Source organism: Caballeronia sp. M23-90 (assembly GCF_053574605.1).
In genome coordinates, this window is record NZ_JBSIPA010001042.1 from 1 (window position 1) to 256 (window position 256).

Annotated in this window: 1 rRNA gene; it reads right to left on the bottom strand. The window is 52.3% G+C overall.

The window, feature by feature from the left end:
- A 23S ribosomal RNA gene (locus tag ACRXB1_RS37710) occupies positions 1–256 on the bottom strand; the annotation flags it as partial.

The window sequence follows — 256 nt, forward strand, 5'->3', positions numbered from 1 at the left end:
CGGGTCTACGCCCAGCAACTGAACGCCCTATTCGGACTCGCTTTCGCTACGCCTGCCTTAATCAGTTAAGCTTGCTACTGAACGTAAGTCGCTGACCCATTATACAAAAGGTACGCCGTCACCCCTTACGAGGCTCCGACTGTTTGTATGCATGCGGTTTCAGGATCTATTTCACTCCCCTCCCGGGGTTCTTTTCGCCTTTCCCTCACGGTACTGGTTCACTATCGGTCGATCACGAGTATTTAGCCTTGGAGGA